We start from the raw sequence: 24,991 nt of genomic DNA on the forward strand, positions 1-24,991 counted from the left end.
GGTTATCAATGTGTCGATATGGACACACACTGAAGGAGGTCAGCATGCCATCCCCACGCAAGGCTCAAGCGAGCCAACCCGCTGAAACGGAAATGTCGAGCCGCAAGAAGACCGCCGGCAGCAAGGCGTCGCCCTCGAAGGCCGCAAGCGCGAAGGAAATGCAGGTGACGAAGCGCAGCACCAAGGCCAAGCCGAAAACCTGAGCATCGATCGAAAGACCGCCCTCGACGTCGTGCGGGGGGCATTCGTTGTGGCTGTCCTTCGAAACGGCGAGCGAGATTCAGACGCTCGCCGTTCGACATTCGGCGACCCGCCCGCGGCGCGCCGCCACTCGATCCGGGTCCTTCGCCGCCGCCGGTTTCCTGCACAGGGCAAGACATTCGGCCGCCTGCCCGGGATTCATGCCGCCTTTCACGACATATCCGTCCCACCGGATCACGAGAATCGACGGCGTAGGGATATATTGATCGCTTCCTTCGGCAGGAAATCGCCATACTCCTCGTGTGATTCGAGGATGGGTATGCGCACGATCCGAGCATGACTGTCGACGGTTTTATCCGTGAAAAAGGATTCTGGTCGCGGAATTCGCAATGCACGGCGGACAGAGCGAGCGCATGAGAAACGAGAAGCGAGAAGCGAGAAACGGATTGGCCGAATCCGCCGCGCAGATCGTCACATTGCGCAAATCGAGTTTTGAGTTGGCGTCCATATGAAAAGACGCCGTCGGACGTGCATGCATGTCCTGATATTTAATACTCGTGCAATCGATCCGGTTACTTGCAGCAATGCAATAACGCATGCGATTCATTCGCCGCCTGGATTTGCGCAGAAATATGACAGATTCGCCGCTTCTCCTTTAATATCCGATTAAACGCCTCGCGTGGGCCCGGGCCGCCTCCGTCTGATGCACAAGTTCGCGAAGCACAGAAAATTCGAGAATGCGGGCTTTCCTTTATGAGCCGCCGAACGGGATCGAGTGTTCCGTTCGCTGCTAGATCTCGGCGTATTGGTATGACCGAATTAGCCTAGAGTAGATATCCCGACTCCGTGAGTGAGCATGAAGATGGCCGTACCGCAACGCGCCGCCGGCGTGCGCACCCCAGGCATTCTCTCCGCCGCCGCCCGTGAGGCCGGCGCGAGCCTGGTGCGCAATCTCTCGATTCCGGCGCCGTTCTCCGACCCCGCCGTCGAGGCGCAGTTCCTCGAAGACCACAGCCAGCGCTTCTGCGCGTTCCGGCGCGCATCGGCGCTGCTCGCGCTCGTCATCTGGACGTGCTTTCTCTGGTGGGATTTCAGTTTCGTGCGCGGCAACAAGGCGCTCAACGTGCGCCTGGCCGACATTCTCGCGCTGCGCTTCGCGGGCGTCGCGCTGCTGATCTTCGTCGGCGCGCTGGTGCTGAGGCCGTCGTTCCGTTCGCACGCGACGGCGCACCGCGTCATTCTCACGGGCATCTACGGGCTCCTGTGCCTGATCCTCACGATGGTCGCGATCACGCCCGCGCCCTACAACTACACGCAGTATTTCATCGGCCTCTATCTGGCGCTGTTCTTCCAGTTCAGCTTCTTCTATCTGCGCTCGCGCGTCGCGCTGACCGTCGGCGTCATCACGATGGCGTCGGTCATCTTCCTGCAGATCACGATTCACCTGCTCAACACCGAGGACTTCTTCGCCGGGCTCTTCTATATGTTCAACGTGGTGATCGTGGGCCACGGCGTCTGCACGCACGCCGAACGCGTGTCGCGCGAACGTTACAGCTCGGAGCGCGCCCTCGCCTCGCTCAACGACGAACTGCGCACCGCCAATGTCTCGCTCGGCCGCAAGAACCGTGAGCTCGAAATCTCGAAGAAGGATCAGGAGAACAAGACCAACGCGCTGCTCGCGCTGCGCGAGCAGCAGATGATCGCCGCGCAGACCGCGAGCCGCGAGAAGTCCAACTTCCTCGCCGCCGCGACGCACGACCTGCGTCAGCCGATGCACGCGCTCAACCTGTTCCTGCAGGCGGCGGCCGAGGCGATCCACAACGGCGAATTCGATCAGGCGGAGCGGCTCATCAACGAATGCGGGCGCTCGTCCGTGATCCTGGCGCGGCTCCTGAACGCGGTGCTCGATCTGTCGCGGCTGGAATCGGGGCGCGTCGTGCCGCGCTATCACGTCTTCGACGTGCGGCAGATCGTCGAGGAGGCCGCCGAGCAGTTGCGTCCGTTCGCGATGAGCCGCGGGGTCGAGTTGCGGCTGCGGCTGCCCAGGGAAGACGTGGTCTGCATACGAAGCGACGCGCACTGGCTCGGGCGCGCGGTCGCGAATCTGGTCTCGAACGGCATCAAGTACGCGGATCAGAGCAAGTCGTCGAAGCCGACGGTGATCGTCGGCGTGGTGCGCTCGGCCACGCGCGCGCGCATCGACGTGCTCGACAACGGCATCGGCATTCCGGGCGATTATTTCGACGCGATCTTCCAGCCGTTCTTCCAGGTCGACAACCCCGAGCAGGATCGCGACAAGGGGCTCGGCCTCGGGCTGTCGATCGTCAACGCGGTGATCTCGATGCTCGATCAGCATCGCATCGAGCTCAAGTCCACCGAAGGGCGCGGCTCGCGCTTCTCGCTCGAAATGCCGCTGTGCGGGCCGTCGCCCGACAAGCCTTCGGCGCGCGCCCCGGCGCGCTCGGAAGCGGCCGAAGCGGCGCAGCTCAAGGGGCGCTATGTCCTGCTCGTGGAGGACGACGGCCTCGTGCGCGCCTCCACCGAAGCGCTGCTGTCGCAATGGGGCGTGCTCTTCGACTCCGCCGCGAGCTTCGAGGAATACGAGGCGATTCTCGGCGACATCGAGCGCTTCCCCGATCTCATCATCACCGACTTCCGCCTGCGCGACGCCAAGACCGCGCGCGAAGTGGCGATGCTCGGCGCGGCGAAGCTCGGCCGGCCCTGCCCCTGCCTCGTCGTGACGGGCGAGCCCGCCGCGAGCATCGTGCCGCTCGCGTGCGAGCAGGACGTGCTTTCCAAGCCCGTCAGCCCAGCCGACCTGCGGCGCGGGATACTCGGCCTGCTCGCGCACGAATGCACGGCAACGGCATGACGAAGCACAGGATCATCTACGACACCGATCCCGGCATCGACGACGCCATTGCGCTCGTGTTTCAGGCGCGCCATCCGCAGATAGAGCTCGTCGGCATCACGAGCGTGTTCGGCAACGCGGACATCGACACGACGACCACCAATGCGCTCTATCTCGCGTCGCGGTTCGCGCCGGGCGTGCCGGTCGTGCGCGGCGCGGCCGCGCCGTTGCGACGCCCGCCGCCCGGACCGATCCCGCATGTTCATGGCAAGGACGCGCTCGGCGACATCGAGCGGATCGGGCGCGTGGACAAGCACGAGGACGGCCGTGACGCGCATCGCTTCATCGTCGAGACGGTGCGGGCGCATCCCGGCGAGATCACGCTGCTCGCGGTCGGGCCGCTCACCAATCTCGCGCTCGCGCTGAAGGAAGATCCGGCGATTGCGGCGCTCGTGCGCGAAGTCGTCGTGATGGGCGGCGCGTTCGGCATCAACGGCGTGCTCGGCAACGCGACGCCCGCCGCCGAAGCCAACATGCACGGCGACCCGGATGCGGCCGATATCGTCCTGGGCGCGCCGTGGAAAGTGTCGATCGTCGGGCTCGACGTCACTCACCAGACCGTGATGACGACCGCCTTTCTCGCGTCGCTGCGCGACAGCGCCGGCGACGCGGGCCGCTTCGTGTGGGACGTGTCGCGCTTCTACGAGCGCTTCCATGCGGGCGACGGCATGTCGAAAGGCATCTACGCGCACGACTATTCGGCGGCGGCATTCGTCGTCGCGCGCGAACTCTACACGACGCGCAGCGGCCCGGTGCGCGTCCTGACCGAGGGCATCGCGGCCGGGCTCACGATACAAAAGCCCGATTCGGTGCGCGCGAGCGCACCGGACTGGGACGCGCGGCCGAGTTGCGCAGCCTGCATCGGCGTCGATTCCGACGCGGTGCTCGACCTGTTCGCCAGGACCTTAAGGAACTAGCCGCGCGCCGAGCCACTCGCGCAAGGCCTCGACTTCCTCCATGCAGACCGAGTGCGGCATCGGATAGGTATGCCATTCGACGTTGCAGCCCTGCTCGCGCGCGAACTCGCAGGCCTGCTCGCCGAGGCTCACGTTCAGGACGTCGTCGAAAGTGCCATGCGCGGCGAAGATGGCGATCGAGCGATTGGCTTCGCTCAGCGATTCCACGATCAGGCCTTCGGAAGGAATGTAGCCTGACAGCACGATGAGCCCCGCGAGCCTGTCGGGATGCGTGAGGCCCGCTTGATACGTCATCGCGCCGCCCTGCGAAAAGCCCGCGAGAAAAATGCGCGAGGTCGGAATGCCGCGCCCGTTCTGTTCCGCGATGAGCGCGCGCACGCGTTCGACCGACTGCTCGATGCCCGCCTCGTCCACGCGCCGGTTGATGCCTTCGAACGACAGGATGTCGTACCACGCGCGCATCACATAGCCGTTGTTCGCGGTCACGGGAATCTCCGGCGCGTTCGGAAACACGAAGCGCATGGCGGGCGCGTCGGCGAGGCGCAGCTCGGGCACGAGCGGCACGAAGTCGTTGGCATCTGCGCCGAGGCCGTGCATGAGGATCACGGCATACTCGGGATTCGGCGCGGTTTCGATCTCGATGGTCGAGGGTTGGTCGGTCATTGCTCGGCACTCCATTCAATTCGCACGATGCTTCAGATGATAGGCACGAGCACCTGGACGATGCCCACGATAGACACCAGCCATACCAGCGAGCGTACGAACGGCACGCCCGCCGCGTACAGCGGCACATAGACCACGCGCGCGACGAAATATGCGAGCGCGCCGTAGTGCGTGAGCACGTTTTCGCGCCCCGTCACGTGCACGATCAGCACGGCGGCGGCAAAGACCGGCAGCGTCTCGAACAAATTCGCCTGCGCCCGCATCAGCCGGCCGGAAAGCCTGCCGGGCGGCGGTACGGGGCCGTCGCGCGGACCGGCGTTGTACTTGAGGCCGACTTCGCGGTTGCGTACTACGGCGGGCAGCAAGACCTGCACCAGCGCGAGCACGAGCGTCCACGCCAGCATCGTCAGTTCGAAACTCACGGCGTCTCCAGAAAAGAAATGGCCAGGATGGATCGCAGCCATCATGCCATCATGGCCTGCGAGCGTGTAATCTTGAGTGCGACCCGGCTCCGTCCCTCACATTCATGCACGCGCTGACTTTCCGCCTGTCGCCCGGCGACGACCTGCGCGCCGCGCTCGATCATGCCTTCCATGCGCGCGGCCTTTCGGCCGCGTTCGTGCTTCAGGGAATCGGCAGCCTGAGCGTCGCGCGGATTCGCTACGCGGGCCGCGACGAAGCGGCCGAACTGCGCGGCGACCTCGAAATCCTCACGCTCGCCGGCACGCTGTCCGCGCAGGGCCCGCACCTGCACATGAGCGTGTCCGACGCCGGGGGCCGCGTCCACGGCGGCCATGTCACGCCGGGCTGCATCGTGCGCACGACGGCGGAGCTCGTCGTCGCGAGTCTGCCGGACGTTCGTTACACGCGCGAGCACGATGCCGCGACGGGCTTCGCGGAACTCGTCATCCGGCCAGCGTGACGGCGACCGGAGGCGTCGCGCCGTCGAGCGACAGATCGTGACGCGCGATCATCTCGAACGCCTCCTCGATCTCCGAATAATCCCAGCGTTCGACGCTCGCCTGCCGCGCACCGCCTGCGCCCGCATCATGGCGGATCAAATTCACCGAATTGTCGATGCTCCCGCGCGTGCGCCGCGACAGCGCTGTGCCCGCCTGCACGGCCCACATGCGGCGCGGCAGGCCGGCGAAGGTATCGTGCAGCGGCAGCACGTACGGCAGATGAATGTGTCCGCCGAGAATCAGATCCGCGCCCGCGCGCGCCCAGCGCTGCACCGCGCGCTCGCGTCCGCGCAGGAGATTCTTTTCGTCCTGCGCGCGCGTGACGGCCACCGGCTGATGCGTGACCACGACGCGCAGTTGCGCCGCGCTCGCCGCCTCCAGGCGCGAGGCGACGCGCCTGATCTGACGCATCGACACCTCGCCGTCCGTGTGGCGGTACGGTCGCGTCGTGTTGACACCGAGCACGAGCAGCTCCGGCGACTCGAACGAAGGCTCCAGATCGGCGCCGAACGCGCGCTGATGGTTCGCGTACGGATAGAAGAGCCGCGCGAGCGGATCGAAGAGCGGAATGTCGTGATTGCCGGGCACGACGAGCGTGGGCGTCGCGCCGAGCGCATCGAGGAATGCGCGCGCGGCGGCGAACTGGCGCTTGCGGGCGCGCTGCGTGATGTCGCCCGACAGGACGACGAGATCGGGCGCGAGCGCATCGATGAGGCGCAGCAAGGCCGCGACGACCCGCGGCCGTTCGGTGCCGAAATGCGTATCGGAAATCTGCAGCAGCAAGGTCATGAGCGATTCGCCTGCGCCACCGCCGGTTCGGGCTTGAGCAGGAGCAACGGTCTGTCGGACACGCGGAATTCCAGCGGCATCCGCAGCCGCGTGATTTCGCCGTCGGTGGCGATCTTCACGAGCCGGCGCTTCTTCGACGGATGCGTCACGACAATTCGCTCGAATGTGAAGCTCATGACGTGATCCGAATCGGAAAGCCGCCCCGCCGCGCCGTGCAGCGACAGCCACAGATGCATGAGCCGCCCCACCGGCCGCGGCGCAATCGCGGCGAGCAAGCCATGTTCCAGCGCGCGCGCTTCCTCGGGCATGCCGATCTGCTCCATCTGCAGCCGGTTGTTGCCGACGAAGAGCGTCGACGAGCGGATCTCGGTCGTGCCGCCTTCGTGTTCGAGATGCAGGCGCAGGTGGCGGTGCGGCCTCAGCATCGTGAAGAGCGCCGACCACAGCGCGACGAGCCGGCTGCGGCCGAACTGCCGCTTGTACGTCTCGCGGTCTTCGAGCAGCCGGGGATACAGTCCGAGACTGGCGTTGACGAGAAACATCCGCCTGTTCACGAAGCCCACTTGCGCGGGATAAGCGCGCGCATCGAGCAGCAGTCTGGTCGATTGCTCGAGATCGGCGGGAATGCCGTGATCGCGGCTGAAGTAGTTGAACGTGCCGCGAGGAAGCACCGCGAACGGGCAGCCCGCATCGAGCGCGGCGTGGGCGACGGTGCAAAGCGTGCCGTCGCCGCCCGCGCCGACGAGCACGCCATCTTGCGCGCGGGCCGCCGCCGCGGCTTCGCGCGCGACGCTTTCGAGGCGGCGCGGATCGTCGACGACGCGCATTTCGAAGCGGCGTCCGGCCGCGCCGAGTTCGCGCTCGAGCACGGCGCGCGTCGCGTCGGCTTGATGGCGGCCCGAGCCTGCGTTCATCACGATGAAAAACGGCGCGTCGGCGGCGAGCGCGTGGCCGGCTTCGGGGGCGGAGGATGGGGCGGTTGGGGTCATCGGCAGCGATCCTTCGCGGTTTCGTTGCGACTCCCGTGCACGAAGGACACGGCGATCCTGCCTCGCGCTTCCCGCACGAGGCTTGCCGATTATAACGAAAGGCTTACAGGTGGATCGCCGGCCGACCTGGCGAACACGCGGGCGCGCCCGGCCCGCGTCTCTGCCGCCGCTTACGTGTGCTCGCCGCGAATGTAGTACTCGAGCTGCTGAATGGTGAACTGCTGCTCGGAGATGATGTTCTTCACCAGATCCCCGATGGAGATCATGCCGACGAGCTTGCCGCCGTCGATCACCGGCAGATGGCGCATGCGCTTGTCGGTCATGAGGGCCATGCAATCGTCGGTGGTCTGGTCCGGGCGCACGTAGCGCACGTGCGAGGTCATGATGTCGCGCACCGGCGTGTGTTTCGACGCGCGATCCATCAGCACGACTTTGCGCGCATAGTCGCGCTCGGTCATGATGCCCACGATCTCGTCGCCCTCGGTGACGATCACCGCGCCGATATGCTTGTCGGCCATCAGCTTGATTGCATCGAAGACCGACGCCGTTGCGGCAATCGTATAGACCGTCTGGTCGGGTTTCGAATTCAGAACCTGTGCGACTGTTGCCATCGAGCGCCTCCGACTGGTGTCGCGCTGCCTGCCGATGCATCGTGCCGGCCGACTGCGTGTTGTTGTGTGCGGGATACGGTGCTGCGCCTGGGCGACGGGTTGTACTGCGCCATGACCAGCGCGCTGCGCGGGCCGGAGCAGGCGCTGAAGCGCCGACTCTGGCCGACAAGCCTAAAGCCTTGCGCTCGACGCCTTCATCGGCATTAACCCGACCATTCGAAAAAGTATAGATCAACGGCGAAGCGCGCAAGTGCGGCGCGCCACCCCCATCGTAAAGCGCGGTTGTTCCATATGCGTGACGTTTCAGCTTCAGTTTCGCCGATTCATGCCGCTAATCAAGCATTCGGCGGGAAGTCACCGCAAGGCAGCAATACGCGAAGGGCAACGCGGCGCGAAGCGCCGTTCAGGGAGCGCAAGGTGAGTCAGTCACAACAGGATATCGAGCAGCGCGTGCGGCTCGCGGGCAGCAACATGTTCGAACTGCTTCTGTTCAGGCTCGGCGAGGCGCCCGGCCAGGAGCAGCGCGGCGCGGTGCGCGAGCTTTACGGCATCAACGTGTTCAAGGTGCGCGAGATCCTCGCCATGCCGACGATCACCGCCGTGGCCGGATCGCGTGAGGACATTCTCGGCGTCGCGGATATTCGCGGGCAGATCATTCCCGTGATCGATCTTGCACGCACCGCCGGCTGCCGTCCGAAGAACGGGCCGAAGATCCTGCTCGTCACCGAGTTCGCGCGCACGACGCAAGGCTTCGCGGTCGAGGAAGTGGACGACATCGTGCGCCTGGAATGGAATCAGGTGCTGTCGGCGGAATCGCACTCGGGCGGCTGCATGGTGACGAGCTTCGCGCGTCTGGACGGCAACGTGGACGGCTCGCGGCTCGCGCAGGTGCTCGACGTCGAGCGCATCGTGCGCGAAGTGCTGCCGGCGCGGGAATCGGACATCACCGAGGCGAACACCGGCCGCCTGCAGATCAGGCCGGGCGCGCGCGTGCTCGCGGCGGACGATTCGGGTGTGGCGCGCGCGCTCATCGAGCAGAGCCTCACTGCCATGGGCGTGCCCTTCGTGATGACCAAGACTGGTCAGGAAGCGTGGGACGTGCTCGAAGCCGCGCTCAGGAAGGCGCAAAAGGAAGGCACCGAAGTGGCCGATCAGATCGCGCTCGTGCTGACCGATCTGGAAATGCCCGAAATGGACGGCTTCACGCTCACGCGCCGCATCAAGGCGGAAACGGGCCTGATGCACATCCCGGTGGTGATCCACTCGTCGCTGTCGGGCTCGGCGAACGAGCAGCATGTGCGCAAGGTCGGCGCGAATGCGTATGTCTCGAAGTTCGAGGCGGGGGAGCTTGCAAACGTGATGCGCGACGCGCTCGCGCCCGGGGCTTGATTCCGGAACGGAAAACGAGGGGCAAAAACGATCGGCGCCCGGTAAACACAGACCTCGTGAGTCTGTGTCACCGGGCGCCGAAGCAGTCTTTCAGCCAATCAGCCCAACGGATGAGTCGGGCAAGCTGACTCGATTAGTGACCGAAGAAGACCGATTGCGGGTTGTTGCTCGATTGCGCGCGGTTGCCCGACTGAGCCAGCGTGTCGCGCGAGCCGCCGAAAGCGGTCGTGTCGACGCCGTGAGCGTTTTCCTCGGCGGCGATCGCCTGCGCGCTCGGGCCTTGTTGCGACGTCGGCGCGCCGACGGCCGGACGGTAGAACGGAGCCGGGCCGTAGCCGCTCGCGAAAGCGGGCGCAGCGAGGGTGGCAGAAGCGGCGATCAGGAGAGTTGCGAGAAGAGTGCGTTTCATGGTGTGCTCCAAAGACGGTTGACGTTCATTCAGAAAGCGCCGCAGCGGTCTTGCGAGAAACTGTCTGCTACGTCGATGGAAGCCAGTGTATACCCCTACTATCGGTTTTTTATCCCCATAAGTTTCAATTCAGTTTTCGCTCTGTGCCAACAATCACTGGCCGCACGATCGTGCCATTTCATCTGGGTGGCACGCCCGGCAAGGGTTTGAGCGTATTGCACTGCAACCCGTTGCGTGGGGTCGTTTAGCAGGGACGGAACAATTATTTAGCGAACGAGCGCACGAAAATTCCGCAATGCGCGGGAATCTCGACGTTATCTCAGTGAACGAGGCGCTCGATCAGATGGACGAGCGCCCCGGGCGGATTGCCCTTCTGGCAATAGCCGTCGAACCCGGCATGCAGGCCTTCGGGCCGCACGCTCTCTTCGCCGAGCGCCGTGAACGCGATGATCACGGCGTCGCGCGTGCGCGCGATCCGGCGCAGCACGCGCGCAGTCGCGTAGCCGTCGTGCTCGGGCATGGTGATGTCGAGAATGACGACATGCGGCACCCACGGGTCGATCAGGTGCAGCGCGTCGACGCCGGAGAGCGCGAAGCGCGCATCGAATCCATCGGCTTTGAGCGCGGCCGCGAGTGCTTCGGCGCTGGACGCGTTGTCGTCGACGACCAGAATGCGCCACAGGTCGCGGTCCACGCCCACGCGGCGGTTCGACCACAGTGCGCAGCGAGGAGAATGCAGGGTTACGGACATGGCCAATCGACGAATGCACACAACCGCACTGCAGCACGTTTCGCGCCCGGTCAGACCGGGCCGGGTTCAGGCGTCGCCGTCTTTCTTGCTCTTGCGCCGCTTGTTCGACGAACTGTCGCTCTCGCGCAGCCGCGCATTCGCCGCGACGAGCGATGCCGCGTCGCGCTGGCGCAACGCGAGATCCAGCTCGCCGAGCGCGCCGAGGAGCGCCGCCTGCTCGGTTTCGTCGAGCGGCGCCGGGCCGCGTCCGGACACGCGCCGCGCTTCCTTGTCGAGCCGCCTGAAGAGCTTCGCGCCGAAGCGCGTATCCAGCGCGCCCTCGCGCGCGAGCCCCGCGATCACCGACGCGAGCCGGATGAGTCCTCCGGCGGTCGTCTGCGTCGCCCCGTCCAGATCGTCACGGTCTTCCACGGCCTTCTCCCCAGATTGGCACTCGGCGCCGCGCGCGCGGCGGAACTCCATGCAGGCTCCGCGTGTGCGCCCGTCCTGCGTGGCGCGATGATACGCCATCAATATGACAGTCATATTTGCACGAGCCGATGCCCATGCGGCGATTGTTTCACCGGCCGGTTCGCGCGCTACGATCGCGATTCAGGGCGCGACCGGTGGCACACTACCGCGTAGCAGCGCGCACGACTCGCGCATCGAGGCGAGCGCCAGCAGACAGACCCAGAACCGCAACCGAATTCCCGCATGAATCCCGCTACCCTGCAAAGAGCGCCCTACGGCTCCGATTTCTCCGGCCTCGTCTGCGGCTTCCGATTTCATGTCGATCGGCCCGGCGAGCCGATCGACGCCGAAGCCGCGAGCGAATGGCTCGCCCGCGGCGACACGACCAAGGAATTCGTCTGGCTGCACTTCGATCTGGCGAACAGCTCGTGCGAACGCTGGATGCGAGGTCCCCTTGGCCTGCCCGACGCGTTCTTCGACACGCTGCACGAAGGCTCGCACTCGACGCGCATCGAGCATCAGGAAGGCGCGCTCTTCGCGGTCATCAACGACGTGATGTTCAACTTCGAGCTGACGCCCTCGGAAATCGCGACGCTGTGGGTCTACACGCATCAGAAGCTGCTCGTCACGGCGCGCCTGAAGCCGCTGCGCTCGGTCGATTCGCTGCGCGAGTCCGTCAGGCGCGGCGAGCTGTTCCGTTCTCCCGCCGAGCTGCTCGCGCATCTGCTGCGCGATCAGGCGGACCTGCTCGTGCATATCGTGCGGCGCACGAGCGTCGAGGTCGACGGCATCGAGGACCGCTTTCTCTCGATGCGCCGGACCGAAACCCGCACCGATCTCGGCGGCCTGCGGCGCGTGCTCGTGAGACTGCAGCGTCTGCTCGCGCCGGAGCCCGGCTCGGTGTTCCGCCTGCTCGCGCGGCCGCCGCGCTGGCTGCACGCGCAGGACATCCAGGACCTGCGCGACGCGACCGAAGAGTTCTCGCTCGTGCTCAACGATCTCGCGGGGCTCGTCGAGCGCATCAAGCTTCTGCAGGAAGAAGTCGCGACGCGCATGGACGAGCAAAGCAACCGCACGCTCTTCACGCTGACGCTCGTGACCGTGCTCGCACTGCCGATCAATATCGTCGCGGGCTTTTTCGGCATGAACGTGGGCGGCATTCCGCTCGCGGAGAATCATCACGGCTTCTGGCTGCTGGTGGCGATCGTCGCGAGCTTCACCGCGCTGGCGGGATGGTGGGCGTTCCGGCGCAGCCGCAACCTGTAGCGGCGGGCACGCGTGATGCGGGGTGCGATCGGCGGAACGCCAGAACGCCCGGATGCCCGCTTCAGCCGCGAGGTCCGCGCGCAGGTCGCTTATTTTGATTGCCCAATGTAATCCGTGCCCGTCAACCTGTGCTGCCCGATCCGACAGACTACCGCTTTATTTCCGCGAGCGGTCCTTTCGCCACGCGTCATGCCCGCCGCCATGTGCTCTCCTCGCCGTGTTCATGTGCGTCTGATTTGCCTCTGCGGACTGACCGATGGGCGCCGGGTAAAGTCTCCACCGGCACATTGAAGAAGCGGTCGCATGCCGAGCATTGGAACCGACGCAGTCGTCCGGTCGGAATGGACTTTCTGCGCATGAAACCCCGGGGTTTCGCCGGCGCTTCCTGTCCGCATTTCGGGCACGGGAGGATGGGCCACGCAGACTTCAGTCCGAGCCGGACACGTTGCTCATGGCGGCCGGACGAGTCGAGCTTGAGCAACCAGGCGCGAAACCGGCGGACCCATTCGGTGATTGTTTCGGGTGCGACGCCGAACGTCCCGGCGGCATGCGCCGCCGGTCGGTGTTGCGACAGCCACGGCAGAAAGGCCATGAGCATATCCTTGCGCAACATCTTCGACATCGGCGTGCCGGTTGTCCGCAAGAACCTGCGCATGCACGTACCGCATTGAAATTCCGGCAGGCTCGGGGGCTTTCGATGTCGGCGGGTGAACCATGTGTTGCCGCCCAGGCAGTGCGGGCAGCACGGCACCGGCTCTGTCGCCTGCGAGAAGACCTTGGCGATTTCCGCCTCGAGATACGCGGTGAGCTCCGTATCCTCGGCGTAGCGACGCGGCAACGGACTCTTCGTGGTGAGCGGCTGTCGGAAGTCGAACCGGTGCGCCTGCGGCGCGGGCACATCGGGGGCGTTGACGGCAGGGACGTCGGGCCGTGGCGCCCGTGGCGGGATAGTCAGCACGCCCTGCTCCGCCCTCGCCAGGTCGGGAACCGGCCAGCCCTCCCGGCGACGCCGCCTGACTGCGGTCAATGCCGGATCGTGTGCGATCTTCACGGCGATCCGCGTGCCGGTGTCGTCGGTGGTGAGCGACCCGATGCGGCCGCATTCCGGACACCTCACGCGGCGTCGGCCGTCTCCGCCAAAGCCGCCGCCCTTCATCTGTCCGCGATAACGGCAATGAGCGCAGATGCCTTGCGGCTGATACCGGATGCCGAGTTTCACGCGTCCAATCCATTGACCATCGGGATCGTGCAGATCGATCAACTGCCGAAAGCGCATCAGCCAGTTCGACATGCCGCCGTACTCGAGGCCCAGTCGCCTTGACGCTTCTTCGAGCGGGATCGGCTGCGACAGCATCCGGATGAAAGCTGGCATCCTTTCCGGGAGGCGCAGGTTCGCGAGCGGCGAGCCGGTCAGACGGGTGAAGAAACGCCGGCAGTCGCGGCACCGGAATAGCGGCAACTTGCTACGATGATTGTTCGAAAGCGCATGCAGGCGTGCATGCGCGCCGCCGCAGCGCGGGCACGGCGGTATTGGACGCGGATCGCGCGAGAAAAGCTCGTCCCACAGCGTCATCACGAACGCCGTCAATGCCGGATCGTCGGCGTCCGCGAATGCGCGTCGACTGCCGCTGGTCAGCGGCTGCGCGGCGTCGAACTGAAGCACGGGTTCATCATCTGCACTCTTCCGTGTCCGCCGTTTGCAGTGCGCCACGCAGCAGGTCAAGCCTTGGCAATAGTTCAGAGTACCGGCGGTTGAGACCCGCCAGGCAGTCGAAACGGGAGGGTTCCCGGGTGTTTGTCTGCATTCCGCCATGCCTCGTCATTCGTCGGTTCCTCCCACACAGACCGCCCTCGAACCTGCTTCCGACTTCATCGGGAGGTGTTCTGAGGCGCGCCATTGGATGCGATGAGCAACTGGTCGACCAGTTCGAGCTTCAATGGCTTGTCGGCGGCGAGGTTTTTCTTCTCGATCACGTATTTCCAGCCGTCGCCGCTGCCCGGATTTCGGTAAAACGCGACGATCGCCACGTATTTCGTGTCGGCCTGCATCGGCTGCGTGAGGCTCGCGGACGCCCCCGGGTTCAGCACGGAGGCAATGCTCGCCTGAAGATCCTGCGCGAGCATGGTCCGGTCGTTCCGCAGAAGATCCTCGTACGATGCGCCGTCGAACATCCCGCGGTCCTTGAGCTGATACACGCGTACCGCAACCGACGTCGGGCGGCCGGCGTCATCGGGGTTCAATGCTTCGCGCGCGGAAAGATCGACGTTGAGCACCTTGACCTGCTTGAAGAACACGGCGCGATACGCGCTGGATGACGCGTCCGAGACGGACTGCCACGCGCCGCAACCCGACAGCAGCAAAGCGGACGCAAGCGTTGAAAGGGTGACACGGATGGGCATCGGAGCTCCTTGATCCTGCATGGTGGCGTTGAGATTCGGCAGCCCGGCATGACTGCCCCAAACCACGTGAAGAGAAATCGGCCACGCTGAAGTTCGGTCTGGGCTGGCAGCCGAACGCTTTGGCGACGAGCACGCCGGGCAGCTTCCGGGTCTGCGCGTCGTAGTCCTGAACGGAAGCGCACGGCCATGATCTTTTCCCGGTCAGGCATGTCGTGGAGTCAGGTGTGGATTGGGCCCGGGTGTGGGAAACGCTTCGTAGACGCCGAGAGCGATGTTGATGAAGCGTTCCTCGTCGGCGGGTAGTACGGTCGTCCAGCCAAGGCGCGGCGCCGTGCCGGTCGACGCGGGGCCGATGGCAGGTTCGGGCGCAAGCCGCGACGAAATTTCCATGCGCAGGTGCACGTCGGCCTTTACGCCTACATACAACCGCACGAACGCCATCAGCTCGCGATGCAGCCAGGCGCCGGGCAGGAGATCGTGGGCCTGCTGCGCATTGGCTGGACGCAGCGTCGCGCGTACCGCGCGGCTGCGATAGGCGAGTCGCCGGCCGAGCACATAGCCGCCCCCAAGACCCCGGCGCGTGCCGTCTTCTGAAGCAGCGGCAAGGCCCGCGGACGTCAGCGGCTGCGGCCGTCCGCCACGCGTGATGGCCGGAAAGAATTCGTCGACGCGCACGCCGGCACCGGGCACGGCCAGCGCGATGACGCCGGCGAGACCTTCCGGCGTGCGGGTGCGCTGGATCAGTAGCCCGAGCAGCGCCAGCATGCGCGAATCCGGCAGGCCGGCGCGCTGCGGCTTGTCGCCGCACCCGAAACCGGCCAGGCACAACAGATTGCGCGAATGCGCGTCGCTGCCGCCTGGGCGGAAGCTTTCCGGATAGCGGTACTTCTTCCACGCGCGGTACAGCAGCGTGACGAAGCGGTGATTGAACTGGTCGAGAAACGCTTCGACGACTTCGTGCCCTTCCTCTCGCAGCACGATCTCATCGATCATGTGCGGGGGCATCGCCGCATCGACGCCATAGAGGCCCATGAAAGTCGTGCGCACGGTGGGTGGCGCAGCGGGCCCGAACGTGTCCGACCCGTCGTCGAATTCGACTGAGGCAATCTCGCCAGCCGGAAAACCGATACGCGGCCGCGGCCGGAAGCGCACCGGTTCGTGCTGGGGCGTATCTCGCGTGCCGAACCCCGGATGCGCCGGTACACACCCCTCGAGCAGCCGGCATAGCTGCATGAAGTTCATCTTGGGCGCGCGAGTAAGCAGCGAGGCGACGAGCGCCTCGAGATTCGGTAGCTCACGCGGTTTCATAGCGGCGCCCGTTGCGCCTTGCTGCGCGGCCAGCCGGTGCGGGTCTGCGACGGCAGGCTCACGATCGACAGCTTCGTGAACAGGTTGATTTCGGCATACTGCGCGAAGAAGCGGTGCAACAACTCGCCGAACAGCATCACGTCACCCTCGCCCGCGAAGGCATGGGAATCGAGCGTTACCTCGATCAGCACGCCGCGCTCGACCGAGCCGCCCGAAACCTCCTCGAGCAGCTCCTGCGAAACCCGCAGGATGCCGGCGAGCCGCCGGCGGTTCAGTTCGTCGTTGGTCCAGTCGTAAAGCGCGAGCGCGCCGCGCAGTACTTCCGCGTTCATCATCGACAGGAAATTCGGTGCGAGGTGCGACAGCACCCGCCACTGGAAACAGTCGCCGGTCGGCGGATAGAGCGGCAAGGTCGGCGCGACCAGACTCTTCACGCCCACGACGTTCGGCGTACTCGCCGCCAGTCCGGCGATACTCGCTTCGCGCAAGCCCTTGCGCGGCAGCATGCCGTTCGTACCCGTTACGCGCAGCGACAGGCTTTCCTCCGGCAGCGTGTCCATCGTCTCCCACGCGTGGCCGCCGAGAATGACCCACGTCTCGTGCAGGCCCGATACCCCGGGGCGTACGCGTGCGTGGAAATACCGCTCCGGCGCTTCGTGGCGCAGCATGCCGCCGCGATGCCGGAACGTCGCGAACGGTACGTATTCGTACCGTTCGGCGGTTTCGTGGTCGAACGCCTCGATCGCATCGACCGAATACGTTTCGACGTGCTCGCCTTGGTGGCCGGCCGGCACCACGCGATATTCCGTCTCGTGGTGATCGATTTCGATGGGCTCGGCGTCGAGTTCGAACAGGTTGATGACCGGCGTGCAGAACAGCCTCATGTTCTCGGCGCTGAATCGCTGGTCGGATGACACGTGTGCTTCAGCACGATCTCGAGTTCGAAGCGCGTCGACTTCTCTGGCAGCTTCGCGATGTCGAGCCCGCACAGGTCGATGAAGAGGAATTTCTCGCGAAACGTGAAGTACTCGAGCAGCAGCTGATAGCCCGAGAACGCCGCGTCGGCCTTTGGCCACAACCGCTCCTCGGTCGAAAACCCGGCTGCTTCGAGCGTGACGCCGGGAAGCGGCACCGCCTCTCCGTCGCGCACTTCCGGGATGCGCCACGCGATTGAATCGACCTGCCGCGTGAGCGCGAGATGCATCGCGCACGCGGTCGGCAGATCCGCATTCAGGTGCAGGCGCAACCGCGACAGATCTGTTTCCTTGCGGCGTGCCGACCCGTCGAGCGTGAAGCCGAGCCGGATCACCGAGCGGCCGTCGTGGCGCACAGTCGGGCCGGCATGTGTGATGGCGACCGGTTGCAGCGTGACCGGCTGCGTGGTCCGGTACAGGCACTGCACCGTCTTCGGTTTTGTGCCCTCCGCAGCCGCGACCGGCGGCACGGCGATCGGCGCGGAACGCACTGGCACGCCCGCCGGCACCACCTCCGTTTTCTGGAGCTTTTCCGCAAGCGGAATGAACTCGACGATCGACAGCGACGGAATCATCCGCAGGTAGTGCGGCCACAGCAGGCTCACGAGCCCCTCGGTCAGCTCGGGCAGCTCGTCGTCGAGTTTCTGCCGGAGCCGTCCGCTGAGAAACGCAAAGCCTTCAAAGAGCCGCTCGACATACGGATCGCGGTCGCCCACGCGATCGACGTTGAGCAGTCGCGCGCGGTCAGGATGCGCTTTCGCGAATTCCTTGCCGGACTCGCGCAGATAGCGCATCTCCGCTTCGTAATAGCGCAGGATCGGATCGTCGTTTTCCATCAATGTGTGTGCTTATGAAAGAGTCAGCGCGCGTGCCGGATCGAGCACGGTCAGTTCCGCCTGCAGTTCGCCAATGCGGCGCGCGAGCGCCGGCTTGTCGGCATCCTTGCGATTGCTCATGGCCTTCAATGCACGGAGCAACTGCTGCTTGACCTCGAAGACGAGTGCCGGCTCCCAGCGCATGAGCGGCAATGAGCGCGCGCTGGCATCAAGTTCGGCGAGCAGTGCCAGTGCCGTGTCCGCGCGGCCGGCGTGATCGGCCAGGCGCGCCATCACGAGCCGCTGCAGGTAGCGATGACGGTCTGTCTTCAGGCCGGGCAGCGCTTCGAGCCAGCCGAAAGCGGCTTCGACGCCCTCGCGCCCAGCCAGCTCCCGCGCCTGCGCCTCGATCTCCGGCCAGCCGCCAGCCGTGCCGTCCTCGCTGTCGGCCGATACCGGCAGCGGCGCCACGGACTCGCCCGCTTCCAGATCGCGCACCACCGCGTGCCGCGCGATCCATTCGAGCGTCGCGTCGTCGGCGAATGAGGTGCCGTCGTTGAAGGCAAGCCGCTCGATGCCGGGCAAGCGTTCGAGGAACAGTGCGAAGTCGGCGCGCAGCAACTCGCGCCACGTGCTGTACGGTGCGCCGACGTGATCGAGCGCGACATGCTGGAAATACTGCAGGTCGAACCACAGGTGATTGACCCCTTCCATGAACGCGCCCTCGACGCGCTCCAGCAGTTCGTGCCACTGCTTCTGCAGCACGAGCCGCTTCATTTGCTGCCGCAGTTCGCTGCGCGGTGGCACAAGGCGCGTGCGGGAAGCCGCGTCGGCCGGCGGCACCTCGTGCACCGTATCCCAGCGCACGCTGCGCACGAGTCGCACCGAGGGCAGGTAGCCGTTCTCCTGATCACGCAGCCACACCGCCATCGTGCGGGCCTGATCCAGCAGGTCCCGCGTTGACGCGATCACACCGGAGGCCGTGGTCGCCGGCGAAGGCGACGAGGGAAGTGCTGCGTCGTGCTCGGCGCTGCGAGCGGGTTCATTCTTCCGCTCGAACCGCGACACGAGCGGTTGCAGGTTCGGACGCGCGGCTGCGGGCCACGCCCCTGTATGCGCGACCAGCACGTCGAGTGCGGCCAGTGCGCGTTCGAGATCCGCCGGCGCGAACGCGCCGCGGCTTTCGAGCAACTCGATCATGCGGGTGGTGGCCAGCATCTCGAGGGCGCCCTTCTTCGCCTCGGCGCGTGCGGGCAGCACCGCTTCCCCGAACCGGTCGACGAGCGCGGCCGCCAGCTCGAGTCCATCCGCGAAGCCCGCGGGCCCGTCCTGCCGCAGCCGGGCGAACGCGTAGTAGCCGGCCAGACGCAGATCCTTGCCCGTTTCCCTGATTAGCTGTTCACAGGAACGGATGATCAGTCCGTCATCGATGCCGGAGAGCTTTTGCGTTTCTTCCCGCAGCTCGAAAAACGTATCCTCATAGCCGGGATCGCGGCCAACGCCGCCGTCGCCGGGAAGGGGCAGCAGCCACGCGGCCCACGCGTCAAGCCGCGTCCGCGCGAGCTGCTCGGCGTCATCGCGGGCCGGAAAAAGGCTCTTGAACAGTCCGCCCGGCATTACTCGAGCTCCGGCAATGGGCCATGTGGCAGCGGCATCGCGGCATGTTTCGCCGCCGCGATCGCCGAAGGCGGCAACGGCGGCGGCTGGGGTGGCAAATTCGTGGCCAAGAGCTTGCGCCCCGCATTCACGGGACCGGTCACGAAAACCCGCGTCGGCAGCGTGAAGTGACGCAGTTCCAGTACGTCCAGGGGACCTGCTCCTGACTCGCTGCGCAGTTGCACCTTGAGCGGAATGCCCTGGCTCGTATCGGGCATCCACGTCAGCAGATAGCGCGCGCTGTCGTGCTGCGATACCTTCGCGCGCTCCAGCAGCCGGATCAGGCCAAACCGCCCCTGCGAATCGAGTGCAGTGCGCAGGCCACCCTGCTCGGTCTGCCATTCGATGTGCGACAGATTCTCCAGCGACTGGCCGGGCCATTCGAACGGCATCCATTCCTGCTTCTGGTTGAAGTAGTGCAGCTCACGCCCGGACAGCACGAATTTCATATCGGTGACCCCGGGGATCGGCACGCCCTGCAAGTCGAAACGCACGTGCGGATCGCCGGATGGAAACAGCACCGTCGAGATGTGCGTGAGCTTGTTCAGGCTCGCGAGAAAGCCCGGATCGATCGTCAGTGCGCCGTGATTGGCGCCCTGTGAGGCTACCCAGCGCTCGCCCTGCCGCTCGACCACGCCGGCGAGCTGCGTCGTCACGAACTGCGTGATCACGCCGTTGTCCGACCGCATGAAGCGCGCCATCTCGGGCAGCGATGCGTCGTTGTCGGAGTCGGCGAACGGGTAGCGCCCGCCGAATGCCTTGTTCCAGTCCGACACGATCGCCGTGCGCCAGATCTCGTTCAGACTCGATGCAGCCGGCTGCACGATGACCTGCCAGGTTTGATCGAATGGCGCGCGGAACAGCTCACCGAACCCGGACCACTGCTCTCCCAAGCTTGCCGCGAGGCGGCTCGCGTAGTCGCGGCTCTCCCCCATGTCGGACGTCTTGCCCTGCAGGACCGACTGCGCAGCGAGGCGCGCCATCGCGTCCGGATCGGCATTGGAGACAATCTGCGACGCCTTCAGACGCATGGCCGTGACCCGTTCGAGGTATCGCGCGAGACTCAGGCCGCCTGTTGCGGCGAGCCGCGCGGCGGCTTTGCTGTTCGCAGGTGCGCCGGACACCAGATCGCTGCCCGTCAGGCGCAGGATCGGGCCGAAAGCCGTGGCAAGCGGTGCAAGCTGCGGTTGGGTCTGCTTCGACGGGTCCTTCTCGCCGCCGACGACGAGTTGCTGCGCCTTGCTGATCAGGTTGTCGGCAAGCGACTGCGCATTCGCGCCCGCGCCTGCCTGGTAGACAACCGCGTTCATCAGTGCAACGAGCGGCGAGCGCTGCGGGTCACCCAGCAGCGTCAGCTGGTCGGCCGTGGCAGACAGCGTCGGCGCTGGCTGCCAGCGAAGGTTGTTGAGGAACAGCGCCCACGCACGCGCGTAATCGTCGAAGTAGCGCTGGCGAAGCTGGGCCTTGAGGGTCGACGGCGCAGCCTGTGTCGCCTTCACGTCGGACAGCACCCAGTCGCCCGCAACGTTGCGCTGCTCGCTCGCGTCGTCGATCGCCTTCGCGATGCGTTCGTCCCACGCGGCACGTGTGAACACGCCGGGTATGGTCGCCGTCGTGTTGAAGAGGCCCCGGCTGGTCGTGTCGCCCAGCAGCGTTGCGAGCGACACGGGAGGATACTTGGCCTTCGCGTCGTCGAGGACCTGCCGGTAGACCGCGTCGGTCGAGTTCTGGATGCCGCGCACGCTGATGACAGTCTGGCGCGTCGAGGCGACGAGGCCGGGATCCGGCGACATGGCGGGCACCCGGCCGCGTCCCAGGTGGTCCGCCAGGAAAGCGATCGTGTGCTGGCGCAGGTCTTCCCAGGCGCCAGACGACAGGGGCGAGTTCGCGGGACGGTCGGGCGCGGCCGTCGCGGCCAGTTGCGGCGCCAGGAAGGCGGCGACCGCGCGTTCGGGCATTGCGAGCATCAGATACGCCTTGAGCGTGTCATAGGCGGCCTGCACCTGCGCATTGCCACCGCGGGCGATCTCCTCATCAGACAGCGAGGCAAGCTGGCGCAGACGTTCTTCGAGCTTCTCGCGGATCGGGGCAACGAGGATGCGGCTCGCCGCATCGGCGTAGCCCGGCCACAGCGCATCGAGCAGTGCACGGTCACAATTCAGGCCGAAGCGCGCCGTCCACGGCGCGCCATCGCGCTGATGGATTTCCAGTGTGTCGATCTGTCGGTCCAGCCCATTGAGGGTTTGCAAGGCTTGCGTGCGGTCCTGGACGGTGGGCAACTGCGCGACGGTATCGGCAGCGTTCTGGACCGTTGCACGGTTGACGAAGCCCGACAGCATCGTGCCGCCGATCCAGGAGCCGATCAGAGCCGTTGTCATCCATGCGGCTGTCGCCGACCGCGAGAAGCCAACGCGGCGACCGTGGATCTTGCGGCTGTGCCCGGCGACGGTCTGCCAGATTGTCCTGTGTCGATGGCCGATCGGCGGCTCGGCGCCATTCGCGTCGACAAGCGGCGCCAACTCCCGTTCCTTGAATAGCGATGCGAATAAAAGCCCGTGGACCGCATACCGCCGGACACGCGACTGGGCGGTATGCAGCACCAGACCCGACAGCGCGCTACGAAGACCGGAGATATGCTGCGAGAGCTCGGCGGGATAGAGGTCGTCTGCATCCTTCGTCAAGCGCACGACGCCGGCACCCGCGAGGTTATAAGCGAGGTCTTGCAGCGACGCATCGACCTCGGCTGCGGTTACACGGGAGTTGGACCACGTGAAGCCGATCGCCTCGTCGGGACTCGACGTTTCGCTGCCGAAATCGGTGACGTTCAGCAGATAGGCTGGCGCGGCCCAGCGCAGCGCGCGGGCATGGCGCGCGAGCCGATGGACGATGTCATCTGTGTCGAATGGAGTAGTGGCCGAACTGCGGTTATGCACCACTGCCACAATCGCGTCGACCGCGCGACGGCAAAGGTGAAGGCGGCGGATCTGGTCGAGCCATTCAGTCTCAAGCGTATCGCGGGTTTGATGCGCGTACAGCAGCACCGTGTCGCTCGTAATCAGATAGCCCGCCTCCACGAGGCCCGGCGCTAGCCGCTTCACCAGCGGTACGTCGCCGGCGACAAGCACCCATCGTTCGTGATGGCGCCAGCGCCAGCCGTGGCGGTCGCGCAGGGCATTCCGAAGCGCAGCGGCACGGTCGGCTTGTCCGGATGGTTCGTCCTCTTCTCTGTGTACCAAGGGCGTCGTGCGCTTATTGGCATCGTAACGAACAAACCAAAGTTTCGCTCTGAGCGAGGCAATCCAAAGCAGCACCGCTTCGAAAAATTTGAGCGCCAGGATCACCACCAGACAAGTCGAGAACAGCACGAGTTCGATAATAATCCGAGTATCGCGAGACCACCCCTGACGAGGCCCCGCCACCCATACAGCTATTCCGAGCGCGAGGAATACGATAAAGGCCGCGATGCCGATGAAGAGGCCGGCCGGTAGGATTTTGTTGTTGTTCTTGTTGTTCTTGTTGTTGTTCTTGTCGTTGCTCATGTCTGTTTTCTGCACATAAGGGCGACCAGTTCGTCGCTTTCGCCGCACAGCACCATTTGCGGTTCGCCCATTGTCCGGGCACTTTCTGCGGCGAGGGCGACGGCCAGCCACGGCCCTGCGTCAGAACAGTTGCCTACGGAGGTCTCGAGTGCGATCCATCGCATTTCGTCGGGAAGTGACGCAGCTTGCCGAACCGCGCCGACTTGGTCGCTGCTCAGGCCGTGTGCCCACACTGTGCGCAGACGATCACGCGAGGACTGTCCCCAACGGGTCGCAAGCGCTAGCGTGCGCGCGGCAGCATCAGACGCCCCTTTGGCGGGGCGATGCAGCCGTAGCTCAGATGGCATGGCTGGTGACGTAAGGCGCGGATGCCCGACGAGTAGCGCGACGCCCGCCTCGGCAACGCCATCGGACAGGACCGCACTGATCGCATCGCAAAGCTTGACGGCGATCAGCAGGCGAGTCGTATCGCCGTGCCGGCTGTCGAGCCATGCATCCGTCCGGAAGAGCGACGGCGCATGTTCACCAGATTCCACCTCTACTTGCAACAATGGCGCTCGTTCAGCGATCAATTTCCGTACACGGGCTGCGACTAACTCCGGTTCCAGCCTCGTTTGATGGTGAAGCTCAACCTGGAGCTTTGTTCCGGGCGAAAGAGCACTGAGTTGCGACAGTAGGCGGCCGATCAATCGTTCGATCAGCCATGTGCATACAGCGTGATGGCGGGCATGTTCGGCAAGTTCGTTGCCCGGCTGAAAATGCATATCGGGAATACTGAGCCATCGCGCATTGACGTCAGTATCCGCTACTGCGCCGCTCGGCCGCAGTTTTGCCCATTCCGTTCCTGTCAAGATGCCTTCGAGAGAGTTTGCCGAATCGTCCGCGGCGAAATACCAGGCATGGCCCAATATCGCCAGCGGTCTGCTCGCCGCTACGTGGCACTCCTGCTCGACCTTATCGCTGACGCGGTTCGTCGCAATCGCCTGATTGCAACGAACGTAACCGTATCCGAGCCACGCGAACAGCAAGAATGCCCAGGCCAAGAAGGGATAAACAAAGGCACCCAGCCAGAACCACAGTGTGTTGGTCGGACTGTCCGCTGGCCACAGCATGATCGTTAGTCCCGCTCCTGCCGCCATGACGAGAACCAGCAGGACAATCCAGACGATCATCGAGACCTGAGGTGGGGGCGGCACGTCTGCCCGCGGCGGCACGCGATTGAAATCGACGGGCATGGCTTATCGAACCTGTGCTCCGCCGCACGAGGCAATGAGTACCGCCCCACACCGCGTGTGATCGCCGTCCCGCGATAGCGGCGTGGTGCCATCCTTCATCCTCTCGCTGCCTTCCACGATCTCGTTGTCGCCGTGCATCGGACATGAGACCTTGTCGCCGATGCGTGCCGCTCGGCGGCCCTTTATCTTGATGCGATCCGAGCCGGTCAGAATCTGGCCACCGTGGCTCGTTGCGTCGCCTTCATATGCGAGATTTTTCATTTGGTGTGTTCCTTGTGATTGCGCGGGCGAAAATTTCACTTCGCACAGAAGTCGATGTCACGACAATCAATCCATTTATTAATTGAGTTTTTATTTTTTCTTTCAAATTCTATTTTCCAAAACTTCAAATCCTCTGAGACTTTGATAAGCTTTACGCGATCACCCTTTATCAAATATGTCTTGTGACGACCTGCGGAAGAAGGTTCATCCTATATATAGGCCCTATCCGAAACGACCAGTCTTTCTCCAGCATGAGGATTCGTGTCTGATATGATTTTTGAAAAAACAGCATGATTGGGGCCGTAGTAGGCTCCCCCTTGTGGTTGGGTAATCACGTTCCACTCAATCGAATCATCGTCATTGATCACCAGTTCGGCAACGCCGTGTCTTGCGCCAAAGAACGAGTTAAGGAACCTCTGCAAAACACCTGCTTATAGTGACGGTAAGCGGTACTATTAGAAAACGAACGACCTGGAGGCATCACGATGACGCAAC

At 64.8% G+C, this 24,991-nt stretch carries 21 protein-coding genes and 1 pseudogene; 6 read left to right on the forward strand and 16 right to left on the reverse strand.

Translation table 11 applies throughout. From position 1 onward, the window contains the following. Positions 1–44 precede the first annotated feature (44 nt). The 3 genes from AWB83_RS36585 to AWB83_RS30690 all read left to right on the forward strand — a co-directional run bounded on the left by AWB83_RS36585 (position 45) and on the right by AWB83_RS30690 (position 4,029). Positions 45–203 carry a hypothetical protein gene (locus tag AWB83_RS36585; protein ID WP_159463090.1) on the forward strand — a complete coding sequence of 53 codons (159 nt, stop codon included), beginning with the start codon at positions 45–47 and terminating at the stop codon, positions 201–203. Positions 204–1,057: 854 nt separating this feature from the next. Beyond that, a complete protein-coding gene (locus AWB83_RS30685; protein ID WP_244197933.1) occupies positions 1,058–3,073 on the forward strand; it encodes a hybrid sensor histidine kinase/response regulator in 2,016 nt (671 codons plus the stop codon). Next, complete coding sequence (locus AWB83_RS30690; protein WP_087049410.1) at positions 3,070–4,029, forward strand: nucleoside hydrolase; 960 nt, start codon at positions 3,070–3,072, stop codon at positions 4,027–4,029. The genes AWB83_RS30685 and AWB83_RS30690 overlap by 4 nt, the downstream gene beginning before the upstream one ends. Here the strand turns inward: AWB83_RS30690 and AWB83_RS30695 are convergent. Then, positions 4,018–4,692 carry an alpha/beta hydrolase gene (locus AWB83_RS30695; protein WP_087049391.1) on the reverse strand — a complete coding sequence of 225 codons (675 nt, stop codon included), beginning with the start codon at positions 4,690–4,692 and terminating at the stop codon, positions 4,018–4,020. The two genes, AWB83_RS30690 and AWB83_RS30695, sit on opposite strands and share 12 nt — an antisense overlap. A 32-nt stretch (positions 4,693–4,724) precedes the next feature. After that, positions 4,725–5,114, reverse strand: coding sequence for an MAPEG family protein (locus AWB83_RS30700; RefSeq protein ID WP_087049392.1), 390 nt, complete (start codon positions 5,112–5,114; stop codon positions 4,725–4,727). Between the two features lie 104 nt (positions 5,115–5,218). Here AWB83_RS30700 and AWB83_RS30705 point away from each other — a divergent pair, with 104 nt between their 5' ends. Continuing rightward, positions 5,219–5,614, forward strand: a complete 396-nt coding sequence (locus tag AWB83_RS30705) for a PPC domain-containing DNA-binding protein (protein WP_087049393.1) — start codon at positions 5,219–5,221, stop codon at positions 5,612–5,614. Here AWB83_RS30705 and AWB83_RS30710 read toward each other — a convergent pair. From AWB83_RS30710 to AWB83_RS30720, 3 genes are all read right to left on the reverse strand, one after another. Further along, entirely contained in the window at positions 5,598–6,443 is an 846-nt protein-coding gene (locus AWB83_RS30710; RefSeq protein WP_087049394.1) for a metallophosphoesterase family protein, read from the reverse strand. The two genes, AWB83_RS30705 and AWB83_RS30710, sit on opposite strands and share 17 nt — an antisense overlap. Next, a complete protein-coding gene (locus AWB83_RS30715; protein WP_087049395.1) occupies positions 6,440–7,432 on the reverse strand; it encodes a diacylglycerol/lipid kinase family protein in 993 nt (330 codons plus the stop codon). Before AWB83_RS30715 ends, AWB83_RS30710 begins: the two co-directional genes overlap by 4 nt. A gap of 170 nt (positions 7,433–7,602) precedes the next feature. Further along, positions 7,603–8,043, reverse strand: a complete 441-nt coding sequence (locus AWB83_RS30720; RefSeq protein ID WP_087049396.1) for a CBS domain-containing protein — start codon at positions 8,041–8,043, stop codon at positions 7,603–7,605. A 417-nt stretch (positions 8,044–8,460) separates the two neighbouring features. On the opposite strand from AWB83_RS30720, the gene AWB83_RS30725 reads away from it, so the two are divergent. Further along, complete coding sequence (locus tag AWB83_RS30725) at positions 8,461–9,432, forward strand: chemotaxis protein (RefSeq protein ID WP_087049397.1); 972 nt, start codon at positions 8,461–8,463, stop codon at positions 9,430–9,432. Between the two features lie 133 nt (positions 9,433–9,565). On the opposite strand, the gene AWB83_RS30730 is transcribed toward AWB83_RS30725, so the two are convergent. The 3 genes from AWB83_RS30730 to AWB83_RS30740 form a co-directional block, all read right to left on the reverse strand. Further along, on the reverse strand, positions 9,566–9,841 hold the full coding sequence (locus AWB83_RS30730) for a hypothetical protein (RefSeq protein WP_087049398.1): 276 nt from the start codon (positions 9,839–9,841) through the stop codon (positions 9,566–9,568). Between the two features lie 319 nt (positions 9,842–10,160). After that, a complete protein-coding gene (locus AWB83_RS30735; RefSeq protein WP_087049399.1) occupies positions 10,161–10,592 on the reverse strand; it encodes a response regulator in 432 nt (143 codons plus the stop codon). 66 nt (positions 10,593–10,658) lie between these two features. Continuing rightward, complete coding sequence (locus AWB83_RS30740) at positions 10,659–11,054, reverse strand: hypothetical protein (RefSeq protein WP_244197934.1); 396 nt, start codon at positions 11,052–11,054, stop codon at positions 10,659–10,661. A gap of 231 nt (positions 11,055–11,285) precedes the next feature. Here AWB83_RS30740 and AWB83_RS30745 point away from each other — a divergent pair, with 231 nt between their 5' ends. Then, complete coding sequence (locus AWB83_RS30745; RefSeq protein WP_087049400.1) at positions 11,286–12,308, forward strand: transporter; 1,023 nt, start codon at positions 11,286–11,288, stop codon at positions 12,306–12,308. 187 nt (positions 12,309–12,495) lie between these two features. Here the strand turns inward: AWB83_RS30745 and AWB83_RS30750 are convergent, their stop codons facing one another. From AWB83_RS30750 to AWB83_RS30785, 8 genes and pseudogenes are all read right to left on the reverse strand, one after another. Then, positions 12,496–13,971, reverse strand: a complete 1,476-nt coding sequence (locus tag AWB83_RS30750) for a DUF746 domain-containing protein (RefSeq protein WP_159463091.1) — start codon at positions 13,969–13,971, stop codon at positions 12,496–12,498. 206 nt (positions 13,972–14,177) lie between these two features. Continuing rightward, positions 14,178–14,708 carry a type VI secretion system lipoprotein TssJ gene (tssJ, locus tag AWB83_RS30755; protein ID WP_279629101.1) on the reverse strand — a complete coding sequence of 177 codons (531 nt, stop codon included), beginning with the start codon at positions 14,706–14,708 and terminating at the stop codon, positions 14,178–14,180. A gap of 201 nt (positions 14,709–14,909) precedes the next feature. Next, positions 14,910–16,016 (reverse strand): type VI secretion system baseplate subunit TssG, encoded by a 1,107-nt coding sequence (tssG, locus tag AWB83_RS30760; RefSeq protein WP_087049402.1) that lies wholly within the window; start codon positions 16,014–16,016, stop codon positions 14,910–14,912. Further along, positions 16,013–17,826 (reverse strand): annotated as a pseudogene (gene tssF / locus AWB83_RS30765) (type VI secretion system baseplate subunit TssF). Before tssF ends, tssG begins: the two are co-directional and overlap by 4 nt. A 12-nt stretch (positions 17,827–17,838) precedes the next feature. Further along, on the reverse strand, positions 17,839–19,422 hold the full coding sequence (gene tssA, locus AWB83_RS30770) for a type VI secretion system protein TssA (RefSeq protein ID WP_087049403.1): 1,584 nt from the start codon (positions 19,420–19,422) through the stop codon (positions 17,839–17,841). After that, positions 19,422–23,000: an ImcF-related family protein gene (locus AWB83_RS30775; protein WP_096059403.1), complete on the reverse strand. Its 3,579-nt coding sequence runs from the start codon at positions 22,998–23,000 to the stop codon at positions 19,422–19,424. Before AWB83_RS30775 ends, tssA begins: the two co-directional genes overlap by 1 nt. Further along, positions 22,997–24,235, reverse strand: a complete 1,239-nt coding sequence (locus AWB83_RS30780) for a KPHS_23130 family T6SS system protein (RefSeq protein ID WP_087049404.1) — start codon at positions 24,233–24,235, stop codon at positions 22,997–22,999. The genes AWB83_RS30775 and AWB83_RS30780 overlap by 4 nt, the downstream gene beginning before the upstream one ends. Positions 24,236–24,238: 3 nt before the next feature. Further along, positions 24,239–24,496, reverse strand: a complete 258-nt coding sequence (locus tag AWB83_RS30785) for a PAAR domain-containing protein (protein ID WP_087049405.1) — start codon at positions 24,494–24,496, stop codon at positions 24,239–24,241. Positions 24,497–24,991: the final 495 nt, after the last annotated feature.

The sequence above is a fragment of the Caballeronia ptereochthonis genome, from assembly GCF_001545075.1.
Classification (GTDB): domain Bacteria; phylum Pseudomonadota; class Gammaproteobacteria; order Burkholderiales; family Burkholderiaceae; genus Caballeronia; species Caballeronia ptereochthonis.

Bases quoted from the DNA above. Each gene is read 5' to 3' on its own strand.
- AWB83_RS30740 (WP_244197934.1), bottom strand. From the start codon at position 11,054: ATGGAGTTCCGCCGCGCGCGCGGCGCCGAGTGCCAATCTGGGGAGAAG.
- AWB83_RS30775 (WP_096059403.1), bottom strand. From the start codon at position 23,000: ATGAGCAACGACAAGAACAACAACAAGAACAACAAGAACAACAACAAA.
- AWB83_RS30735 (WP_087049399.1), bottom strand. From the start codon at position 10,592: ATGTCCGTAACCCTGCATTCTCCTCGCTGCGCACTGTGGTCGAACCGC.
- AWB83_RS30710 (WP_087049394.1), bottom strand. From the start codon at position 6,443: ATGACCTTGCTGCTGCAGATTTCCGATACGCATTTCGGCACCGAACGG.
- tssJ (WP_279629101.1), bottom strand. From the start codon at position 14,708: ATGCCCATCCGTGTCACCCTTTCAACGCTTGCGTCCGCTTTGCTGCTG.
- AWB83_RS30745 (WP_087049400.1), top strand. From the start codon at position 11,286: ATGAATCCCGCTACCCTGCAAAGAGCGCCCTACGGCTCCGATTTCTCC.
- AWB83_RS30705 (WP_087049393.1), top strand. From the start codon at position 5,219: ATGCACGCGCTGACTTTCCGCCTGTCGCCCGGCGACGACCTGCGCGCC.
- AWB83_RS36585 (WP_159463090.1), top strand. From the start codon at position 45: ATGCCATCCCCACGCAAGGCTCAAGCGAGCCAACCCGCTGAAACGGAA.
- tssA (WP_087049403.1), bottom strand. From the start codon at position 19,422: ATGCCGGGCGGACTGTTCAAGAGCCTTTTTCCGGCCCGCGATGACGCC.
- AWB83_RS30780 (WP_087049404.1), bottom strand. From the start codon at position 24,235: ATGCCCGTCGATTTCAATCGCGTGCCGCCGCGGGCAGACGTGCCGCCC.
- AWB83_RS30715 (WP_087049395.1), bottom strand. From the start codon at position 7,432: ATGACCCCAACCGCCCCATCCTCCGCCCCCGAAGCCGGCCACGCGCTC.
- AWB83_RS30690 (WP_087049410.1), top strand. From the start codon at position 3,070: ATGACGAAGCACAGGATCATCTACGACACCGATCCCGGCATCGACGAC.
- AWB83_RS30785 (WP_087049405.1), bottom strand. From the start codon at position 24,496: ATGAAAAATCTCGCATATGAAGGCGACGCAACGAGCCACGGTGGCCAG.
- AWB83_RS30695 (WP_087049391.1), bottom strand. From the start codon at position 4,692: ATGACCGACCAACCCTCGACCATCGAGATCGAAACCGCGCCGAATCCC.
- AWB83_RS30720 (WP_087049396.1), bottom strand. From the start codon at position 8,043: ATGGCAACAGTCGCACAGGTTCTGAATTCGAAACCCGACCAGACGGTC.
- AWB83_RS30730 (WP_087049398.1), bottom strand. From the start codon at position 9,841: ATGAAACGCACTCTTCTCGCAACTCTCCTGATCGCCGCTTCTGCCACC.
- AWB83_RS30685 (WP_244197933.1), top strand. From the start codon at position 1,058: ATGAAGATGGCCGTACCGCAACGCGCCGCCGGCGTGCGCACCCCAGGC.
- tssG (WP_087049402.1), bottom strand. From the start codon at position 16,016: ATGAAACCGCGTGAGCTACCGAATCTCGAGGCGCTCGTCGCCTCGCTG.